Genomic DNA, 13,101 nt, shown 5'->3' on the forward strand with positions numbered 1-13,101 from the left:
TACACGGACCGCAGGGCGGGTCAGGGGTGGGGTGCCGGGCGGGCGCCCCACCCCACCCGTCGTCAGGGGGGACCGCAGGTCACATGAGCCCTGCCTGGGTGACGAACATGGCGAGGACGACGACGAGCGTCCAGCCCAGGATGTGCTCCAGGACCTTCGGCCCGTCCTTCGGGCCGCCGGTGCGGGCGCGGGTGCGGGTCCGGTTCTCTGCTGTGGTCGCGGTCATGGCATCTCGCTCGGTCGGTCGGCAGTGGGGTCCCCCGTGACCCGACCACAGTGCCAGTGGGCGCGGGCGGCGCGGTAGAGATCCGGGTCACAGCGGCCGGCGGGCGGAACCCGGCCCCGGGTGCGCAACCCCGCTCCCGCAGGGGATCGGCGGGACGGGGCGTACGGCGCGGACGGACCGGATGTGGTCCATGCCACGCCCGCTCGCCGGCTCTGTCCGGTCCTCGGGCGGTGGCGGCCGCGAGCGGCAGTCACCGGGCGGTGCGGCGCGGTCACGGGGAGGAAGCGGACGACCGGATTCGCGGCGCCATCCCCTCACGCGGAGTTCCGGGAGCCCGCCGCAGCCGGTCGCCACGACCGAGGAGTCCACCGTGAAGGTGTGCCGGCACGGGAACACGGGGTCGGAGAACCAATGCCGCCGTGTCAGCCCCCTGTCGGCGCGGGGCCACTAGGCTGGCCCACGGCCGTGCCGGGTGAGGAAGGGCGATGAGCAGTGTCGGTTCGCTATGTGGAGCATCGGCCCTTCGCCCGGAGGCGGTTGATCTGTTTCCCGCACGCCGGGGGATCGCCCTTCGCCTTCCGCGGCTGGGGGAACGGGATCGACGACTGCGAGGTGTACACGGTCTGCTATCCCGGGCGGGCGGATCGGATCGCGGAGGCGCCCCCGCAAGACCTGAGAGCCCTGGCGGGCGAGATAGCCGAGGAGATCCGTTCGTCGGCGGACGACCGGCCCACCGCCTTCTTCGGTCACAGCATGGGCGCCGCGGTCGCCTTCGAGACGGCCCTGGCTCTGGGGCGGGACACAATCGGCCTCTCCCACTTCTTCGCTTCGGCTGCTCGCGCCCCGCATCTGATGGTTCCCGCCGCGGATCCACGGCGGAGATGGGACGACGCGTCCGTCCGGGCGGCGATACTCGCTCTCGGAGGCACGGATGCCGGGCTTCTGGACGATCCCGTCTTCGCGGAGGTCATGATGCCGTACATCAAGGCGGACTTCCGGATGCTGGCCGCCTACGCGGGTGGTGAACCGGCCCTCCTCGACTGCCCGGTCACCGTGCTCGTCGGTGAGGACGACCCCCGGTTCACCGCGGACCAGGCTGCCCACTGGGGGGTGACGTCTCGGGCCGGCTTCGCCGTGCACACCGTGCCGGGGGGGCATTTCTACCTCGCGGACGCCCCACCGTTCGGTGTCATCACCCGGTCGTGGGGGTCGGGCGGGGCGACGGGCCCCGGTACATCCCTGTCGGCAGGAAGGCCGGATCCAGCGACTGGGTGCGGTTGAGCCGAAGGTCGCAGGGCGCCCCGTAACGGTGGTGCAGGTGCTCGGCGAGGACGGCGTTGCCGCCGCCCACGCCCCGCGCCGGGCCCCCTGTCAGGGCTTCTTCGGGGCGGCCAGGGTGTACCGCGTCTCCTCGGGGACGTGCGAGGTGTCGCGGCGGGCCAGCAGCCAGTACAGGGCCGCGGGGACCACCAGGCCCACGATCCAGGAGATGTCCGCGCCGCCCAGCGGATCGACCATCGGGCCCGTCCAGAAGTGCGTCGCGAGGAACGGGAGCTGGGCCAGGATGCCCACCACGTAGACCGTGAGGGCGTCGCCGCGCCAGGCGCCGTAGCGGCCTCCGGGGTCGGAGAGCGCCGGTATGTCGTACCGCTCCCGCGAGATCAGGTAGTAGTCGACGAGGTTGATCGCCGACCACGGGGTGAAGAAGGTCAGCAGGAACAGCAGGAAGTCCTTGAACGACGTCAGGAAGCTGTCCTTGCCCAGCAGCGCCACGGCGGTGCCCGCCACCATGATCAGGGCGATGTACGCGGTCCTGCCACGGGGCGAGAGCGTCTTCTGGCCGCGGAATCCGCTGATGCCGGTCACCATCGACATGAATCCGCCGTAGGTGTTGAGCACGTTGATGGTGAGCTTGCCCAGCGCGATCACGAAGTACAGGACCGAGGCGATCAGGCCCGTGCCGCCCAGGCCGACCACGTATCCGACCTGGTCGGCGAGGAACGCCTCGCCCGCGGTCGCCGCCACGAGGACCCCGAACGTCATCGACCACTGCGAGCCGAGCGCCGATCCCGACAGGGTCCACCAGAACGTGGACCGCCCCGACGTCGTACGTGGCAGATAGCGCGAGTAGTCCGCGACGTACGGCCCGAAGGCGAGCTGCCAGGAGGCCGAGAGCGACACCGCGAGCAGGAACATCGGCAGGTCGAAGTGCGCGTCGCCCAGGAGGGCCGGGAGATCCGCCCGGTCCAGCAGCCGGATGCCCAGGTAGACGAACGCGAGGGCGCAGATGACGCTCGCCACGCGGCCCAGTGCGTGGATCACGCGGTAGCCGACCGTCGCGACCACCGCGGTGACCACGGCGAAGACGATGATGCCGGTGGTGTCGTTCGTGTGCGTGAGCTTCGCCGTGGCCTGTCCCGCGAGGACGCTGCCGCTCGCGAAGAAGCCGACGTACATGAGGATGACGAGGAGCAGCGGCACGACCGCGCCGCGCACCCCGAACTGGGCGCGGGACTGGATCATCTGGGGCAGGCCGAGCTTCGGCCCCTGCGCCGAGTGCAGCGCCATCACCGCGCCGCCCAGCAGATTGCCGAGCAGCAGGCCGGCCACCGACCACACCACGTCGCCGCCGAACACGACGGCGAGGGCGCCGGTGACGACCGCGGTGATCTGCAGGTTGGCGCCGAGCCAGAGGGTGAACTGGCTGAAGGCGGTGCCGTGCCGTTCGTCGTCGGGGACGACGTCGATGGAGCGCCGCTCCACGAGAGTGTCTGCCATGATCCGGTGAGCTCCCTGCTGCTGGGGGTGGGCTACTTCTTGCTGATCCCGTGCCGCGCCGCCCAGTCGCTCGCGACGTCCTCCGGGTCCTTCTTGTCCTTGTCCACCAGGCGGTTGAGCTCGGTGAGGTCCTCGGTGGTCAGGGCGTTGCCCAGCCGGGCGAGCGCCGCCCGCACCGTCGAGTCGGCCTTGCGGTCGGCGATGAGCGGGACGACTCGCTGGCCGGGGATCAGGTTCTTGGGGTCGGTGAGCACGACCCACTTCTCTGCGGCGATGTCGGTGTCGGTGGTGAAGAGGTTCGCGACGTCCACGTCTCCCTTCTTCAGGGCGCCCTTCACCAGCGGACCCGAGGAGTCGAGCGACTTGAACTCCTTGAACTCCACGCCGTAGACGTCCTTGAGGCCCACCGCGCCCACGGTGCGCTTCTTGACCTCGGGGGCGGCTCCGATGACGAGCTTCCCGTTGTGCTTCGCGAGGTCCGCGAGGGACTTCAGGCCGTAGGTGGCGGCGGTCTCCCGGGTGACGACGAAGGCGTCCGAGTCCTCCGCCCTGCCGTACGGGAGGATCTGCAGGCCCCGCGGCAGGGCCATGGCGAGGGCGTTCTGCATCTCGCCCTCCTCGGTGGCCGCGGCCTTGGCGTCGAGGTAGTGCAGGAGGGCGCCCTGGTACTCGGGCAGGAGGTCGATGTCGCCGCCTTCGAGGGCGGGGATGAGGATCTCGCGGGTGCCGAGGTTGGGGCGGACGGTGGTCTTCACACCGGCCGCTTCGAGCGCCGCGGCGTACAGGTGTCCCAGGACCTGGTTCTCGGTGAAGTTGGCGGTGCCGATGGTGACGCCGCCCTTGCTGGAGCCCCCGCCCCCGCCGCCGGACCCCTGCCCGTCGAGGGAGGTGATGCCACTGCTGCAGGAGGCGAGCGCGGGGACGGATGCGGCGGCGAAGAGCCCGCCGAGGAGAGTTCTGCGGTTCATCTGCTTGGCTCCTAGGCCGACGTGGCGGGACGGTGGCGGAAGAGGACGCGCTGGAGTGCGGAGAGCGCGAGATCGAGGACGACGGCGACGACCGCCACGAGCACGGCTCCGCCGAGCACCTGCACGAGGTCGCGCTGGGCCAGGCCGTCGAAGACGTAGCGGCCGAGCCCGCCGAAGGAGACGTACGCGGCGATCGTGGCGGTCGCGACGACCTGGATGAGCGCGAGCCTGAGCCCGGTCATGATCAGCGGGAGCGCGAGGGGCAGTTCGACCTGGAGGAGGACCTGGTGCCGGCGCATCCCCTGGCCGCGCGCCGCGTCCCGCACCTCGGGGTCGACGGCGGTCATCCCGGCGTACGTGTTGGTGACGATGGAGGGCACGGCGAGTGCCACGAGCGCGATGTAGACCGGCCACATCGACAGTCCGCTGGCGAGGAAGACCAGGACGACGAGCCCGACCGTGGGCAGCGCCCTTCCGAAGCTCGACAGGTTGATGGCGAGGAAGGCGCCGCGCCCGGTGTGCCCGATGAGCAGGCCGACCGGCAGCGCGATGGCAGCGGCGACGAGGGTGGCGAGCAGCGAGTACTGGAGGTGCTCGGCGAGGCGGTGCCCGATGCCGTCGGGCCCGGCCCACTGTTCGCCGCTGACCAGCCAGGCGCCGAGGTCCTTGAGGAGTTCGTACACGGGTCAGGCCCCCTGCTTCTGCCGACGGGTCCAGGGAGTCAGCACGTACTGGAGGGCGACGAGGACCGCGTCCGCGACGAGCGCGAGGAGCAGGGTCAGGACGACGCCGACGATGACGGGGGTGGGGAAGTTGCGCTGGAAGCCGTCCGTGAACAGCTGGCCGAGTCCGCCGTCCCCGATGTACGTGGCCACGGAGACGAGGGAGATGGCCATCACCGTCGCGATCCGCACCCCCGCCATGATCACGGGGAGGGCCAGGGGGAGTTCGACGGTGAGCAGGGTGCGCATCGGCCTGGCGCCCATGGCCTTCGCGGCCTCCTTCGTCCTGGCGGGGACGGAGTCCAGGCCCTCGACGGTGTTCCTCAGGAGCACGACGAGCGTGTAGATCGTCAGGCCGATGACGGTGGTGGTGCGGGTGAGCCCGCTGACCGGCAGGAGGAGCACGAACACGGCGATGGACGGGATGGTGAAGAGGACGTTCGACAGGCCGAGGAGCAGACCGCGCAGCGGGTGCACCCGGTGCGCGACCACGGCCAGGGGGAGCGAGACGATCAGGCCGAGGAGTACGGCGGTGAGCGCGGCCTGGAGGTGGGAGAGGGCCAGGGTGGTGAGATCGCCGGTGTGGTCGGATATCCACGACCAGTCGACGGTCACGCGGCCACCGTGCTTGCCTCGCTGTGCACGTGTCCCGCGTGGTCGTGGATGTCCTCGCGGGACGTCACTCCCGTGAGGACGCCCTCCGAGTCGACCCGTGCGACCAGTGCGCTCGGTGCGGCGATCGACTCGTTGAGCGCCGAGAGGAGCGAGTCCGTGTCCCGCAGGGGCCGGACCGGGGTCTCGGCGTCCGTCTCGGTGTCGCGCCAGGCCAGCGGCTTGCGGGCGGCGTCCAGGGTCAGCCGCCAGCGGGTGCCTTCGGGGGCGGGCCCCTGGGGGACCTCCGCGAGCGTCGTCAGGGACAGCAGCTTCAGGCCGCGCTCCGCGCCGAGGAAGTCGGCGACGAACGCGTCCGAAGGCCGGGCCAGGAGTTCGGCGGGGCCTGCGCACTGGACGAGGTGGCCGCCGGTGCGGAACACGGCTATGCGGTCTCCGAGCCGAACGGCCTCGTCGATGTCGTGCGTGACGAAGACAATGGTCTTGCTCAACTCCCGCTGAAGTCGCAGTAGTTCGTCCTGCAGCTGGGTGCGGACCACAGGGTCGACGGCCCCGAACGGCTCGTCCATGAGAAGCACCGGCGGGTCCGCGGCGAGCGCACGGGCCACTCCCACCCGCTGCTGCTGGCCGCCGGAGAGCTGGTGCGGATAGCGCTTCCCCGCGTCGGCGGAGAGGCCGACCGTCTCCAGCAGCTCCGACGCCCGCGCCCGCGCCTTCCTCCGGCCCCAGCCGAGCAGGAGCGGCACGGTCGCGATGTTGTCCAGGACCGTGCGGTGGGGGAAGAGCCCCGACTGCTGGATCACGTAACCGATGGAGCGGCGAAGCTCGGCGGCGTCCTGTTCCAGGACGTCCTTGCCGTTGACCCTGATCGTCCCGGAGGTCGGATCGACCATCCGGTTGATCATGCGCAGCGTCGTCGTCTTGCCGCAACCGGAAGATCCCACGAGGACGGTCACACCCCCTTCCGGCATCTCAAGGGTGAGATCGTGCACCGCGGTTGTGCCGTTCGGGAAGCGCTTGTGGACCGTATCGAATTGGATCATGAGGAGTCCCTTGCCCGGCTGTATATCGTCATGCAGACTTCTTGGTGACTGAATAGATTGTCAATAGTTCGTGGCCGCTCAGGCGTAAATCCCTGGTTACATAAGGCCGCAGAGCAAGACGGAGCGTCCGGTTGAGGAGGAATTACGAGTGATGTCGTCTCGTATGGCGAACAGGGCGGCCGGCGACACCAGTGCGACCGTCATCCTGGACGGCCGCGGACTGATGGTCGCAGATGTCGTACGCATGGCCGAATCCACCGCAAAACCCGTTCCGGGAGGGGACGGGATGAAACGCGTGGAGGCCTCGTGGAACGCCGCGCGGGAGATCGCCTCGTGGGGCCGCGTCTACGGCCGCTCCACCGGCGTGGGCGCCAACCGGAATGAGTCCGTGCCCACGGAGGCGGCAGCCGACCACGGCCTGCGGCTCCTGCGCAGCCATGCCGGGGCGATAGGCGAGGAGCTGCCCGCGCGACAGGTCCGCGCCATGCTCGCGGTCCGCGCCAACCAGCTGCTCGCCGGCGGCGCCGGCCTGCGCCCGACCGTCGTCACGGCACTCTGCGAGGCCCTGGAGACGGGCGCCTACCCGAAGGTCAACGAATTCGGCTCGGTCGGCACCGGCGACATCGCCGCGCTCGCGCAGATGGGCCTCGCGCTGGCCGGCGAACACCCCTGGTGCGGGCCGGGGACGGCCCCCGGCCCGCAGCCCCTCGACAACAACGACGCCCTCGCCCTGATCAGCAGCAACGCCCTCACCCTCGGCCAGTCCGCGCTCGCCCTGCACGAGCTCCGCGGCCTCATCGCCGCCACACAGGTGGTGGCCGCGCTGTCCCTGATGGCGATCGACGGTTCGTACGAGGCGTACGCGCTGCCCGTGCACGAGGCGCGGCGGCACGCGGGTTCGTACGCGGTCGCGGAACGGATGCGGCAGCTGCTCGGCGCACCCGACCGCCCCACGCCGCCGCTCGGCCGGATCCAGGACCCGTACGGCTTCCGCTGCGTGCCGCAGATCCACGGACCCGCGCACGATGCGGCGGACGCGCTCGAAGACGTCCTCACGGTCGAGATCAACGCGGCGGCCGAGAATCCCCTGATCTCGGCGGAGGACCGGGCCGCCTACCACCACGGCGGCTTCTACCTCGCCCAACTCGCACTGTCCCTGGACCACTTCAGGCTGGCGGTGACGCAGGCGGCACGCCTGTCGACCTCCCGCCTCTCAACGCTGAACGAGCCGGGCTTCACCCGCCTGCGGCCGTTCCTCGCGGACGGCGAACCGGCGTCGTCCGGCGTGATGATCCTCGAATACGCGGCCGGGGCGGCGCTCGGCGACCTGCGGGCCTTCTCCGCGCCCGCATCGCTCGGCCACGCGGTGCTCTCGCGGGGCGTCGAGGAGCAGGCCAGTTTCGCCTCGCTCGCGGCTCGCCAGACGCTGCGCGCGTGCGAGGCGTACCGGCTCGTCGTGGGCTGCGAACTCATCTCTGCCGTACGGGCGTTGCGGCAGCGGGACATGCGGCTCGACCCGGAGCTGCCCGTCGGGCGCGCCTTCGAGCTTGCGGACGCGGCACTCGACGCGGAGGTGGCCGACCGGCCGCTGACAAACGACGTGACGGCGGCGGCCGGCCTGCTCGACCAATTCACCGAGCTGTGGCTGGACCTCGGGGCGGGCAGCAACGCCGCGTAGGAGCCGGGCCTCGTGCGAGGGCCCGGTCCGGTCTTCGCCCTCAGGACCGGGACGGCGCTCTTCCCGAGGCCGGCCAGGTGTGGTGGTTGCGGTCGATGGCGTAGTGGTGCCGGTGCCGCCAGCCGTCACGCGTGGGACGGGCTCCGGCCAGGTGCGGGTGACCGGGCTCCAGTCCGGCGTGGACGTGGTCGAGCTGGGCGGGGTCGCCCGCCGGCCAGATCGCCGTGGCGGCAAGGGTCGCCGCGAGTGCGACGGCGCCGAGGACGACGGCGGTGACCGGCAGACCCGCGCCCGCGGCGAGCCATCCCGCGAGCGGGTAGGTCAGCAGCCAGCAGCTGTGGGAGAGGGAGAACTGGGCGCTGAAGGCAGCAGGCAGGTCGGGGGCGGTGGCGGACCGGCGGACGACGCGTCCGCCCGGCGTGAGGACGGCGGAGCAGGCTGCGCCGATCAGGGCCCAGACGACGAGGACCGCCACCCAGGACCAGGTGCTGGGCGGGGCGGCGCCGAGGGCCGCGACGGCGGCGAGGGCGACGGGGAGGGCGCGGGCGGCGGCGAGCATGACGGTGCGGTCGCCGGCCTTGTCCAGCAGGCGGGGCAGGAGGAGCGTCGCGGCGACGGAGCCCGCGCCGTATGCACCGAGCGCGAGGGACAGGGCGCTCTCGGGGCGGTGGAAGTGGTCCCGCACCAGGACGACGGTGTCGACGAAGACGATCGCCCCGGTCGCCGCTACGGCGAGGTCGAGAGCGAGCAGGGCTCGTAGCCGCGGGGTCGCCCAGAACAGGCGTGCCCCGAAGGCGGCCTTGGCGCGGGCACCCGCCGGGCGTTCCGGCACCGCGGGTTTCGGCAGCGCCACGGAGACGACGAGGGCGGCGGAGGCCAGGAAGCCTGCCGTCGTCCCGGCGAACAGCCAGTCGTAGGAGATCAGGGTCAGCAGGCCTGCGGCGAGCGCCGGGCTGAACAGGCTCTCCAGATCGTAGGCGAGCCGGGAGAACGACAGAGCCCGGGTGTAGTCGCGTTCCTCGGGCAGCACTTCGGGGATCGTGGCCTGGAAGGCGGGGGTGAACACCGCGGACGCCGCCTGGAGGACGAAGATGAGGACGTAGATCTGCCAGACCTGGGTGACGAACGGCAGGGCGAGCGCGGCACCGGCCCGGGTGACGTCCGTCGCCGCCAGCAGGGCGCGGCGCGGCAGGCGGTCCGCGACTGCGCCCACCAGCGGGGCGATTCCCACGTAGGCGACCATCTTGATCGCCAGAGCCGTCCCCAGGACGGCCGGGGCGCCACGGCCCGCGATGTCGTGGGCGAGCAGGCTGAGCGCGACGGTGGCCAGCCCGGTGCCCACCAGTGCGACGACCTGCGCGGTGAACAAGTGGCGGTAGGTGCGGTTGCGCATCACGGAGAGCATCGGCCCCGTCCCTGGTCGGCGTGAGGAGTCGGCGTGGCAGGCTGTCTTATTAGACAACATGTGCACACCTGAGCACATGTTGTCGTCGGGCTGCGGCCGGCACCTCAGGGGGTGATCCCGGTCAGTCGTGGGGCGGCAGGGCCCTGATCTGGTGATCGGCCACGCTCAACGCCTCGTCGACCAGGCGGCGAAGGTGGCCGTGGCGCAGGGAGTAGACGACTCTGCGCCCGTCCTTGCGGGTCGCGACCAGTCCGGCGAGACGGAGCTTGGCCAGATGCTGGCTGACGGAGGTCCGGGCGGCACCGCACGCCTCGGTCAGCGTGGTCACGTCGGCCTCGCCCTGGCCGAGCCGCTGCAGCAGGGCCAGGCGCGTACGGTCCGCGAGCAGGGCCAGGACCGAGGCGGCGACGTCCAGCCGCTCCGCCGCCCTGTCTTCCTGCAGATGAAGTGCACCTGCTGAACCCGCGCCCGAAGCCATGCGCCCATCGTATTCTCGTCGCGTCCGTCAGCCCGCGGCGAGTGGGGGCACGTTCGCCGGCGCACCGCGCCGAAGCGACCGGGCGGACGGCGGCGTACCGTGGCCCGGCTTCGCGGAACGCCCGCGCGACCTGCCGACCGCCGCACCCGACAAGACAGCGGAGCACCCGTGAACTGCACGTCGATTCGCCTGATCGAGCCCTCCGACGCCCCTGCGCTCGCAGGGCTGCTCTCCCGGGACAAGCAGGCCTACGCGCGCTGGCTGCCCGCGAGGCCTGCGGAGTTCTACACGCCCGACGGGCAGGCCTCGGCCATCGAGTCCCTCCTGGCCTCGCACGGCAAGGGACTCGCCTGGCCCGGCGTCGTGGTCTCCGACGAGACGGTCGTCGGGCAGGTCGGCATCAGCTCGATCCTGCGCGGCCCGTTCCAGAAGGGATTCCTCGGCTACTGGGTCTCCTCCCTGCACCAGGGAACGGGGCACGCGAGCCGTGCCGTCGGCCTCGCGCTGCGGATCGCCGAGGACGAGCTGAACCTGCACCGCCTGGAGGCGCACACCCAGCTGGAGAACCACGCGTCCCAGGCGGTCCTCCGCAGGCACGGGTTCCGTTCGTGGGGGATCGCCCATGACCACTTCTACGCCGACGGCGCGTGGCGCGACGAAGTGTTCTGGGAACGGATACTGGCCGGCGGGCCCGCCGCCTGAAGCCGTCGCGCACACGGCCCGTCGACGCCGCGCCGTCCCTCCCCGCCGCCCCTCCTCGCCGCCCCTCCTCGCCGTCATGGGCGCCTGGCCCGGGAAAAGCCCGGTGCGGCCGGTTCGGGGCGCTGTCCAGCGCGGGCCGGGGAGCCTGACGGCGGCCTTCAGTGCGGGCGCACCCAGTCAGGCGTCCAGGTCCCGGCGGCGCCGTGGCCGGACGCCGTGACGGCGAGGTGGGAGCGGAGGCCGGCGAGCGCCGGGTGGGGGTTGTCGCGGTGCCAGAGGAGCGAGTGCGGGTAGACGGGCACCGGGTCGGTCACCGGGATGCGGCGCAGGCCGTGGCCGGAGGGCCAGACGAGGCGCGTATGCCCGCCCATGAACGTGGCGAGGGCCGGGGTGTCGGCGACGGTGTCGAGGAGAGCGTCCGAGCCGAAGTTGGGGCCGGTCGCCTCGATGGTGAGGCCGAACTCGGAGACGAGGTCGTCGTAGTAGGCGGCCCACTCGGTGCCGGGGACGATGCCGGGCATCCAGATCCGGTGCCCGGCGAGCTGCGCCATGGTCACCGACCGGGCGCCCGCGAGCGCGTGGGCGGGGCCGGTGAGGAGCTGAAGCTCCTCGTCGAGCACCCGGACCGACGCCATGTCCTCGGGGAGGGGCCTGCCGGGCGCGGCCACGGCGCGGAAGGACGCGTCGATCTCCCCGGACCGGATGGCGGTGACGGCCGTCTCGATGTCGTGCACCATCACCACGTCGAGTTCGATCTCGGAGTGCGCGCGGTGGAAGCCTCGCATCAGTCCCGACGCCGCGCCGCGCGAGGCGATGATGTCGACGCGCAGCGGGCGGCGGCCGGTCCGCACGGACGCGACCGCGCGCTCGAAGACGCGCAGCAGCTCGCGTGCGTGGGGCAGGAACGCCTGCCCGTCGATGGTGAGTTCGGCGCCGCGCGGGGTGCGGGTGAACAGCCGGACCCCGACATCGCGCTCCAGCGCGGCGATGCGCTTGGAGACGGCCTGCTGGGTCACCGCGAGCTCGGCGGCGGCCTCCTGGAACTGCCCCGCGTCAGCGGCGGCGACGAACGTCCGGACGGTGTCGAGGTCCATGCCCCTACCCTACGGACACAACCGTTGGTTGTGCCTGGCGACCGTGCGGTTGTTTGATCCCAGGCCGCGGCGCTCGCTTTGATGCTTCCGATCGCGAATCGGTTGTACGGAAGAAGGGTGTCGGGCATGGGGAGCGGGCACCGGCTGGGGCGGCGGTTCGGGTGGCTCTGGGGGGCGTACGGGACCAGCGCGCTCGGTACGTGGCTCGCCTTCGGCGCCTTCCCGCTGATCGCCGTCCAGGTGCTGCACGCCGGTCCGGCCGAGGTCGCCGCGCTCTCCTCGGCGGGGGCAGCGGTGGGCGCGGTCGTGGCGGTGCCGCTCGGCCCCTGGGTGGAGTTCCGCCGCAAGCGGTCCGTGCTGATCTCCATGGACCTGGTGCGGTCCGCCGCGCTGCTGACGATCCCCGCCGCGTTCACGCTCGGCGTCCTCACCTTCCTTCAGCTCCTGCTGGTCTCGGTCGTCGTCGCGGCGGCCGACATCACCTTCCGCGCCGCCTCCGGGGCTTACCTGAAGACGCTGCTGCCGGCCGAGGACCTGCTCGTCGCCAACGCCCGGTTCGAGTCCACGGCCTGGACCACCACCGTCGTCGGACCACCGCTGGGCGGCGCGGCGATCGGGCTCCTCGGGCCCGTGGCGACGGTGGTGGCCGACGCGGTCAGCTATCTGCTCTCGGCCCTGGGCATCCGCGCCATGGGCGGGGAAGATCCGCCGCCGGAGCGCCGCGAGGCCGTCCGCATGCGGGCCGGAGACCTGCTCGACGGCTGGCGGTACATCCTCGGCGACGCGACGCTGCGTCCGCTGTTCCTCAACACCGCTCTCTTCAACGGCCTGCTGATGGCCACCACTCCCCTGCTCACCGTCCTGATGCTGGGCCGGCTCGGCTTCGCACCGTGGCAGTACGGCCTCGCCTTCGCCGCGCCCTCGGTCGGCGGGCTGCTCGGTGCGCGGCTGGCCCGGCCGCTCGTCACCCGCTTCGGACAGCACCGGGTCCTCGTCACGGCCGGGGCCCTGCGCGCCGTCTGGCCCGTCGGCCTCGCCTTCGTGGGGCCGGGGACCGGAGGGCTGCTGCTGGTGATCGGTGTCGAACTGGGACTCATCTTCTGCTGCGCGGTCTTCAACCCCGTCCAGGCGACCTGCCGTCTCGAACGCACCGCGACCGACCGGGTCGCCCGCACGCTGTCCGCCTGGGCGGTGACGACCAAGGCCACCACCGCGCTCATGACGGCCGTCTGGGGCGTGCTGGGCGGTGCGCTCGGTCCCCGTACCGCCATCGGCCTGGCCGGCGTGTTCCTGCTGGCGACCCCGCTGCTGCTCCCCCGCCGGGCGGCCGGGCGGCTCTCCGTGCCGGACCCGGCGCGGAGCCGCACCTGACGGCGCTCCAGGGAGGCCGAGGGG

13 protein-coding genes are annotated in these 13,101 nt (G+C 72.0%); 4 read left to right on the forward strand and 9 right to left on the reverse strand.

What is annotated here, in order from left to right:
* Nucleotides 1-79: 79 nt before the first annotated feature.
* Complete coding sequence (locus ACFUNE_RS18885; RefSeq protein WP_383568783.1) at nucleotides 80-226, reverse strand: SCO1431 family membrane protein; 147 nt, start codon at nucleotides 224-226, stop codon at nucleotides 80-82.
* A 537-nt stretch (nucleotides 227-763) separates the two neighbouring features.
* Between ACFUNE_RS18885 and ACFUNE_RS18890 the strand changes: the two genes are divergently transcribed.
* Entirely contained in the window at nucleotides 764-1,507 is a 744-nt protein-coding gene (locus tag ACFUNE_RS18890) for a thioesterase II family protein (RefSeq protein WP_383568786.1), read from the forward strand.
* Between the two features lie 90 nt (nucleotides 1,508-1,597).
* Here ACFUNE_RS18890 and ACFUNE_RS18895 read toward each other — a convergent pair whose 3' ends face one another.
* Genes ACFUNE_RS18895 through ACFUNE_RS18915 form a run of 5 tightly spaced genes read right to left on the reverse strand, consistent with a single transcriptional unit; the run spans nucleotide 1,598 to nucleotide 6,349 of the window.
* Entirely contained in the window at nucleotides 1,598-3,004 is a 1,407-nt protein-coding gene (locus ACFUNE_RS18895) for a purine-cytosine permease family protein (RefSeq protein WP_383568789.1), read from the reverse strand.
* A gap of 32 nt (nucleotides 3,005-3,036) precedes the next feature.
* Complete coding sequence (locus ACFUNE_RS18900; RefSeq protein ID WP_383568791.1) at nucleotides 3,037-3,972, reverse strand: ABC transporter substrate-binding protein; 936 nt, start codon at nucleotides 3,970-3,972, stop codon at nucleotides 3,037-3,039.
* An 11-nt stretch (nucleotides 3,973-3,983) separates the two neighbouring features.
* The gene (locus ACFUNE_RS18905) at nucleotides 3,984-4,655 is read right to left on the reverse strand and encodes an ABC transporter permease (protein WP_383568794.1); all 672 of its coding nucleotides are present in this window, start codon (nucleotides 4,653-4,655) and stop codon (nucleotides 3,984-3,986) included.
* Nucleotides 4,656-4,658: 3 nt separating this feature from the next.
* On the reverse strand, nucleotides 4,659-5,309 hold the full coding sequence (locus tag ACFUNE_RS18910; RefSeq protein ID WP_383568797.1) for an ABC transporter permease: 651 nt from the start codon (nucleotides 5,307-5,309) through the stop codon (nucleotides 4,659-4,661).
* Nucleotides 5,306-6,349, reverse strand: coding sequence for an ABC transporter ATP-binding protein (locus ACFUNE_RS18915; RefSeq protein ID WP_383568800.1), 1,044 nt, complete (start codon nucleotides 6,347-6,349; stop codon nucleotides 5,306-5,308). The genes ACFUNE_RS18910 and ACFUNE_RS18915 overlap by 4 nt, the downstream gene beginning before the upstream one ends.
* 151 nt (nucleotides 6,350-6,500) lie before the next feature.
* On the opposite strand from ACFUNE_RS18915, the gene ACFUNE_RS18920 reads away from it, so the two are divergent.
* A complete protein-coding gene (locus ACFUNE_RS18920) occupies nucleotides 6,501-8,027 on the forward strand; it encodes an aromatic amino acid ammonia-lyase (protein ID WP_383568803.1) in 1,527 nt (508 codons plus the stop codon).
* 40 nt (nucleotides 8,028-8,067) lie between these two features.
* Here ACFUNE_RS18920 and ACFUNE_RS18925 read toward each other — a convergent pair whose 3' ends face one another.
* Both ACFUNE_RS18925 and ACFUNE_RS18930 read right to left on the reverse strand, forming a co-directional pair.
* The gene (locus ACFUNE_RS18925) at nucleotides 8,068-9,432 is read right to left on the reverse strand and encodes an MFS transporter (protein WP_383568806.1); all 1,365 of its coding nucleotides are present in this window, start codon (nucleotides 9,430-9,432) and stop codon (nucleotides 8,068-8,070) included.
* Between the two features lie 121 nt (nucleotides 9,433-9,553).
* Nucleotides 9,554-9,910: an ArsR/SmtB family transcription factor gene (locus ACFUNE_RS18930; protein WP_383568809.1), complete on the reverse strand. Its 357-nt coding sequence runs from the start codon at nucleotides 9,908-9,910 to the stop codon at nucleotides 9,554-9,556.
* Nucleotides 9,911-10,078: 168 nt separating this feature from the next.
* On the opposite strand from ACFUNE_RS18930, the gene ACFUNE_RS18935 reads away from it, so the two are divergent.
* Complete coding sequence (locus tag ACFUNE_RS18935) at nucleotides 10,079-10,612, forward strand: GNAT family N-acetyltransferase (RefSeq protein ID WP_383568812.1); 534 nt, start codon at nucleotides 10,079-10,081, stop codon at nucleotides 10,610-10,612.
* Nucleotides 10,613-10,770: 158 nt separating this feature from the next.
* On the opposite strand, the gene ACFUNE_RS18940 is transcribed toward ACFUNE_RS18935, so the two are convergent.
* Nucleotides 10,771-11,706: a LysR family transcriptional regulator gene (locus tag ACFUNE_RS18940; protein WP_383568815.1), complete on the reverse strand. Its 936-nt coding sequence runs from the start codon at nucleotides 11,704-11,706 to the stop codon at nucleotides 10,771-10,773.
* A gap of 126 nt (nucleotides 11,707-11,832) precedes the next feature.
* Between ACFUNE_RS18940 and ACFUNE_RS18945 the strand changes: the two genes are divergently transcribed.
* Nucleotides 11,833-13,077, forward strand: coding sequence for an MFS transporter (locus tag ACFUNE_RS18945; protein ID WP_383568818.1), 1,245 nt, complete (start codon nucleotides 11,833-11,835; stop codon nucleotides 13,075-13,077).
* The last annotated feature ends 24 nt before the right edge of the window (nucleotides 13,078-13,101 follow it).

Source organism: Streptomyces sp. NPDC057287, assembly GCF_042667905.1.
Lineage (GTDB): Bacteria > Actinomycetota > Actinomycetes > Streptomycetales > Streptomycetaceae > Streptomyces.

What these genes read in the sequence shown, in the direction of transcription:
- ACFUNE_RS18885 (WP_383568783.1), bottom strand. Translation starts at nt 226, where the DNA reads ATGACCGCGACCACAGCAGAGAACCGGACCCGCACCCGCGCCCGCACC.
- ACFUNE_RS18895 (WP_383568789.1), bottom strand. Translation starts at nt 3,004, where the DNA reads ATGGCAGACACTCTCGTGGAGCGGCGCTCCATCGACGTCGTCCCCGAC.
- ACFUNE_RS18900 (WP_383568791.1), bottom strand. Translation starts at nt 3,972, where the DNA reads ATGAACCGCAGAACTCTCCTCGGCGGGCTCTTCGCCGCCGCATCCGTC.
- ACFUNE_RS18915 (WP_383568800.1), bottom strand. Translation starts at nt 6,349, where the DNA reads ATGATCCAATTCGATACGGTCCACAAGCGCTTCCCGAACGGCACAACC.
- ACFUNE_RS18920 (WP_383568803.1), top strand. Translation starts at nt 6,501, where the DNA reads ATGTCGTCTCGTATGGCGAACAGGGCGGCCGGCGACACCAGTGCGACC.
- ACFUNE_RS18925 (WP_383568806.1), bottom strand. Translation starts at nt 9,432, where the DNA reads ATGCTCTCCGTGATGCGCAACCGCACCTACCGCCACTTGTTCACCGCG.
- ACFUNE_RS18930 (WP_383568809.1), bottom strand. Translation starts at nt 9,910, where the DNA reads ATGGCTTCGGGCGCGGGTTCAGCAGGTGCACTTCATCTGCAGGAAGAC.
- ACFUNE_RS18940 (WP_383568815.1), bottom strand. Translation starts at nt 11,706, where the DNA reads ATGGACCTCGACACCGTCCGGACGTTCGTCGCCGCCGCTGACGCGGGG.
- ACFUNE_RS18945 (WP_383568818.1), top strand. Translation starts at nt 11,833, where the DNA reads ATGGGGAGCGGGCACCGGCTGGGGCGGCGGTTCGGGTGGCTCTGGGGG.